The following is a 6363-nucleotide window of genomic DNA, read 5'->3' on the forward strand; positions in this document are numbered from 1 at the left end:
GTAGCAAGATGATAAAACAAAGGTCATGAGACACGGAAAAAAAATAAACCACTTAGGTAGAAAAACTGCTCATAGAAAATCTATGTTAGCGAATATGGCATGTTCTTTAATAGAGCACAAGCGAATTAACACAACCGTTGCTAAAGCAAAAGCTTTAAAACAATTTGTTGAGCCGATGATTACCAAATCAAAAGAAGATACTACACATAACAGACGTATTGTGATGTCTCGTCTTAGACAAAAAGAAGCCGTTGCCGAATTATTTAGAGATGTAGCTGCCAAAGTTGGAGATAGACCGGGAGGATATACTAGAATTATTAAACTAGGAAATCGTTTAGGTGATAATGCAGATATGGCTATGATTGAACTTGTTGATTACAACGAAATTTACAATGCAGATAAAGCCAAGAAGAAAACAACTAGAAGAAGTAGAAGAGGAGGCTCGAAACCTGCCGCTGCTGCTCCGGTGGCAGAAACCAAAGCTTCAAACGAAGAAGAATAAATGTTAATAAGCATTTGAAATATAAAGGATAAACTATTTTAGTTTATCCTTTTTTTTATGCAATTTTGTAAAACCTTTTTTCTCACCTTGGTGAGAATCTCATAAAAATCAGAATGAAATATAAAAAGAGACAAAAAGCCATTATTCTTCTTGCAGATGGCACTATTTTTTACGGCAAAGCGGTTGGGAATAAACAAGGAACGGCATTTGGTGAGGTATGCTTTAATACGGGAATGACAGGATATCAAGAGATTTTTACAGATCCATCTTATTATGGTCAATTAATGGTAGCTACCAATGCACATATTGGAAATTATGGTGTTAATGCAGATGAGGTTGAATCTGATTCAGTAAAAATAGCTGGACTTATAGTTAAAAACTTTAGCTATGAATATTCAAGGGATGCGGCCGATGATTCCTTAGAGAATTTCTTAGATAAAAATAACCTCTTTGCTATTTCGGACGTTGATACGAGAGCTCTAGTTAGTTACATTAGAGATCATGGTGCCATGAATGCTGTTATATCTACAGAAGTAGATAATATTGAGGTCTTAAAATCGCAACTAGCAAAAGTTCCAAATATGGAGGGATTGGAGTTAGCCTCAAAAGTGTCAACAAAAGAGCCTTATTATTTTGGCGATGAAAATGCAACCTATAAAGTTGCTGCTTTAGATATTGGTATCAAAAAGAATATCTTAAGAAACATAGCAAAAAGAGATGCTTACATAAAAGTATTTCCATATAATTCAAAGTTTGAAGATTTAGAAGCATTTAAACCTGACGGCTATTTTTTATCTAATGGTCCTGGAGATCCCGAACCTTTGGTGGAAGCTCAGCAGGTAGCTAAGGAAATTATAAAAAGAGATTTGCCTTTATTTGGAATTTGTTTAGGGCATCAAGTTATCGCCTTAGCAAATGGTGTTTCGACCTATAAAATGTATAATGGACATAGAGGTATTAATCATCCAGTAAAAAACCTGAAAACAGGAAAAGGTGAAATAACCTCTCAAAATCATGGTTTTGCAGTAAATAGAGAGGAAGCAGAGGCTAATGCTGATTTAGAAATAACACATGTTCATTTAAATGATAATACAGTAGCAGGTTTGGCTATGAAAAGTAAAAACTGTTTTTCTGTGCAATATCATCCAGAAGCGAGTCCTGGTCCTCATGACTCGTCGTATTTATTTGATCAATTTATAGATAGCTTAAAGAAATAAGTTCTACCAACCCAATAAATTTAAGTTTTGTGTGGTTTTAATTACTAAAACGTTATAGAGGGTAATTAGTTAATTTCTAGATAAACATCAGATAAAAAACAAGATTTAACCGTAAATTTGAATATATAAAAGTTTAAAAACAAACCGATTATGAGTATTATAATTAATATCCACGCAAGACAAATTTTAGATTCGAGAGGTAACCCTACTGTTGAAGTTGATGTAGAAACAGAAAACGGAGTTTTAGGTAGAGCTGCAGTACCCTCTGGAGCTTCAACAGGAGAACACGAAGCAGTAGAATTACGTGATGGAGGTAAAGCATATATGGGCAAAGGTGTTTTAAAGGCAGTTGATAATGTTAACTCTATTATAGCACAAGAACTATTGGGTGTTTCAGTATTTGAACAAAATTTAATCGATCAAATCATGATTGATTTAGATGGCACAAAAAATAAATCAAAATTAGGAGCTAATGCTATATTAGGAGTGTCGTTGGCTGTAGCTAAAGCCGCTGCTAACGAATTGGGAATGCCTTTATATCGCTATGTTGGGGGTGTTTCGGCAAATACACTTCCAGTTCCCATGATGAATATCATCAATGGTGGATCACACAGTGATGCACCCATAGCTTTTCAAGAGTTTATGATTATGCCAGTAAAAGCCAAAAATTTCACGCACGCCATGCAAATGGGAACCGAGATTTTTCATAATTTAAAAAAAGTATTACACGATAGAAATTTAAGCACAGCAGTAGGTGATGAGGGAGGTTTTGCTCCTACTTTAGCAGGCGGAACTGAAGATGCTATCGATTCTATTAAAATAGCTGTTGAAAAGGCTGGATATAAATTTGGAGACGAAATTATGATTGCTTTAGATTGTGCCTCTGCAGAATTTTATGTTAATGGTAAATATGATTATTCCAAATTTGAAGGTGAGACAGGTAAAGTTAGAACCTCTGCTGAACAGGCTGACTATTTAGCCGAATTATGTGCTAAATATCCTATCATATCTATAGAAGATGGTATGGATGAAAATGATTGGGAAGGTTGGAAATTACTAACAGAGAAAATTGGAAATAAGGTTCAATTAGTTGGAGATGATTTATTTGTAACTAATGTAGAACGCTTGTCTAGAGGTATAGACCAAGGAATTGCAAATTCTATTTTAATTAAAGTTAACCAAATTGGGTCTCTAACAGAAACGATTGCGGCTGTAAATATGGCTAAGAATGCGGGTTACACATCTGTTATGTCTCATCGTTCTGGTGAAACAGAAGATAATACTATTGCAGATTTGGCTGTAGCTTTGAATTGCGGTCAAATTAAAACAGGTTCTGCGTCACGTTCTGACCGTATGGCCAAATACAACCAATTGCTTCGTATTGAAGAAGAATTAGGGGAAGTAGCGTATTTTCCTCAGGAAAAGGCGTTTAAAATAAAATAAAATAAATAAAATACAGACCTTTTGAAAAAGCGATTATGGTTAATAATCGCTTTTTTATTTAGTATCAGTTTTAATAATTTTCTAATAGAGTAATTCATTAGTTATAATCTTTATAAATAGAGGTATATTTTGTAATTTAGCGTTCCGCAAAACAATATAAATTCATACAATTAAAATGGCAAATACTGCTACTATAGAAATTAACGGCGAAAAACACGAATTCCCTTTAGTAAAAGGCTCAGAAAATGAAGTTGCAATTGATATTTCTAATCTTCGGGCAACTACCAAAGGTGTGATAACTATTGATGCTGGTTATAAAAACACAGGATCTTGTGAAAGTGCTATCACTTTTTTAGATGGTGAGAAAGGAATTTTAAGATATCGTGGATATTCTATCGAAGAACTGGCGGAAAAGGCTGATTTTTTGGAAGTTGCTTATCTTTTAATCTTTGGAGAACTTCCAACGAAGGCTCAAAGTGATAAATTTCACACAGATATTAAAGCGCAATCTATCGTAGATGAAGATGTGAAGAAAATATTAGATGCATTTCCAAAGTCAGCGCATCCCATGGGTGTCATTTCATCTTTAACAAGTGCCCTAACCGCATTTAATCCTTCTTCCGTAAATGTTGATTCTGAGGAGGATATGTATAAGTCTGTGGTTAGAATTTTAGGTAAGTTTCCTGTTTTAGTCGCTTGGACGCTTCGTAAAAAACAGGGTTTGCCGCTTGATTATGGTGACAATGAGCTAGGTTACGTTCAAAACATTTTGAAAATGATGTTTAGACAACCAAACGCTTGTTATGTCCAAAGTAAAATTTTAGTGGATGCATTGGATAAATTATTGATTTTGCATGCAGACCATGAACAAAATTGTTCGACATCAACTGTTAGGATTGTTGGCTCTTCACATGCTGGGCTTTTTGCTTCTATTTCTTCTGGTATTTCGGCCCTTTGGGGACCACTTCATGGTGGAGCAAACCAAGCAGTTCTAGAAATGTTGGAAGCTATTAAAGCTGATGGTGGCGACACCAAAAAATATATGGCAAAAGCAAAAGATAAAAATGATCCTTTCCGTTTAATGGGCTTTGGACACCGAGTATATAAAAACTTTGATCCTCGAGCTAAAATCATTAAAAAAGCAGCAGATGAGGTTTTGGGCAACCTAGGTATTGAAGACCCAATTTTAGATATAGCTAAAGGACTTGAAAAAGAAGCTCTGGAAGATCCGTACTTTGTGGATAGAAAATTGTATCCAAATGTTGATTTTTACTCAGGAATTATTTACCGAGGTATGGGGATACCTACCGATATGTTTACTGTCATGTTCGCTTTAGGACGTTTACCAGGATGGATTGCTCAGTGGCGTGAAATGCGTTTACGTAAAGAACCTATAGGTAGACCAAGACAAATTTATATTGGAGAAACTGAAAGGAAATTTGTTCCGATAGATAAAAGATAGTTTAATATTTCATTAAAAATGAGAAGCTTCATAAGTTATTACTTGTGAGGCTTTTTTATATTTACAACATGTTACAGCTTAATATTAAAAATGAAACTTCAAGGCTAAAAGTGGTTATTTTAGGAACCGCAAAGAGTAATGGGCCAGTTCCAAAGGTTGAAGATTGTTACGACCCTAAAAGTATTGAGCATGTTTTAGCAGGCACTTATCCCAAGGAGGAAGATATGATGCACGAAATGGATGCAGTTGTAAAAGTCTTCGAAAAGTATGATGTTAAAGTTTTTAGACCTGAAGTAATTGAGAATTGTAATCAAATTTTTTCCAGAGATATAGCCTTTGTAATTGAAGATAAAATTATTAGAGCCAATATTTTACCTGATAGAGAAAAGGAAATTGAAGCCATTCGTTATGTGTGGAATCAAATAGATAGAAAAAATAGAATTTTATTACCAGAGGAATGCCATGTAGAAGGTGGTGATGTGATACCTTGGAACGATTATATTTTTATTGGGACCTATTCAGGTGAAGATTACTCAAATTATATAACGGCCAGAACCAATATGGATGCCGTTATAGCTATTCAAGAATTGTTCCCAAATAAAATTGTAAAATCTTTTGAGTTAAGAAAATCTAATACGAATGCTAAAGAAAATGCCTTGCATTTAGACTGCTGTTTCAATCCAATAGGAAAAGGAAAGGCTATAATTCATAAAAATGGATTTTTAATTGAAAAAGAATATGATTGGTTAATTAATTTTTTTGGAAAAGAAAACATTTTTGAGATTACAAAAGATGAAATGTATGAGATGTACAGTAATGTCTTTTCTATTTCAGAAGATGTCGTCATTTCTGAAAAAAACTTCACAAGATTAAACGAATGGTTAGTTCAACAAGGATTTATAGTTGAAAAAGTTCCTTATGCCGAAATTGGAAAACAGGAAGGCTTGTTACGCTGTTCAACTTTACCTTTAGTTAGAGATTAATTTAATTTTATTTACTGAAATTCGATTGACTTTGTTTATTCCTACTAATTAGTTGACTTAACGTGATAATGGCTACTATTTTTAAAATTTTTTCTATTTAAATTTGAAAGAATAAGAACACATTTTTATCTATTCACTTAATTTAATCGATAAAACACATAATTTTTTGTTTAAATAACAATACAAAATGTTAAACATTTATAAAAATTGTTTAACTTTGAATTCAATAAATTAAACAAAAAATAATGAAAGTACAATTACTTAATCCGACCCTCAAATTTAAATACCTACTTTCTTTCCTCTTTATTTTCTTTTCACTTCAGTCATATTCTAATACATTATGTGGCACTATTGAAGGTTTTGAATTTACCAACGGTCATGAATCTGTTTCATTAGTAGACTCAGGTTTATATGCAGTTAGTGATTTACCTGGAAAATTTTACATTAATACAAAAGTAAAAGGAGCCTCACAAAGTGTTAAGTATATTGTAGAAAATTTAGATACTGGAAAAAAGTATTCAATCATTGAAAATCGTTTACCTTATACCTTTCCAGCTGGAAATGCGGCTTGGAATCTTGGGGAGGGGAGATTTAAATTGACTGCGATTTTATATAAATTTGATTTTGGTTTAGGCCATTGTGAATCTAAATCGATAATTTTCACTTTAGGAAATGAGACCTGTAGTGCAGATGCAGGTACATTGACAGCCGATTCAGAAACCGTAGTACTGGCCAACGGTAGCGCCATGATAAGTG

At 33.5% G+C, this 6363-nt stretch carries 6 protein-coding genes; all 6 read left to right on the top strand.

Annotation, left to right across the window (positions count from 1 at the left end; genetic code table 11):
• The first annotated feature begins 25 nt into the window (after window positions 1-25).
• Window positions 26-502, top strand: a complete 477-nt coding sequence (rplQ, locus tag ABD963_RS05435) for a 50S ribosomal protein L17 (protein ID WP_345275919.1) — start codon at window positions 26-28, stop codon at window positions 500-502.
• 113 nt (window positions 503-615) lie between these two features.
• The gene (carA, locus tag ABD963_RS05440) at window positions 616-1719 is read left to right on the top strand and encodes a glutamine-hydrolyzing carbamoyl-phosphate synthase small subunit (RefSeq protein ID WP_345275920.1); all 1104 of its coding nucleotides are present in this window, start codon (window positions 616-618) and stop codon (window positions 1717-1719) included.
• 150 nt (window positions 1720-1869) lie between these two features.
• On the top strand, window positions 1870-3162 hold the full coding sequence (eno, locus tag ABD963_RS05445) for a phosphopyruvate hydratase (RefSeq protein ID WP_345275921.1): 1293 nt from the start codon (window positions 1870-1872) through the stop codon (window positions 3160-3162).
• Between the two features lie 175 nt (window positions 3163-3337).
• A complete protein-coding gene (locus ABD963_RS05450) occupies window positions 3338-4624 on the top strand; it encodes a citrate synthase (protein ID WP_345275922.1) in 1287 nt (428 codons plus the stop codon).
• Between the two features lie 68 nt (window positions 4625-4692).
• Window positions 4693-5607: a dimethylarginine dimethylaminohydrolase family protein gene (locus ABD963_RS05455; RefSeq protein ID WP_345275923.1), complete on the top strand. Its 915-nt coding sequence runs from the start codon at window positions 4693-4695 to the stop codon at window positions 5605-5607.
• Window positions 5608-5852: 245 nt separating this feature from the next.
• A partial coding sequence (locus ABD963_RS05460; RefSeq protein ID WP_345275924.1) for a hypothetical protein occupies window positions 5853-6363 on the top strand: 511 nt, incomplete at its 3' end.

Source organism: Litoribaculum gwangyangense, assembly GCF_039543505.1.
Classification (GTDB): Bacteria; Bacteroidota; Bacteroidia; order Flavobacteriales; family Flavobacteriaceae; genus Litoribaculum; species Litoribaculum gwangyangense.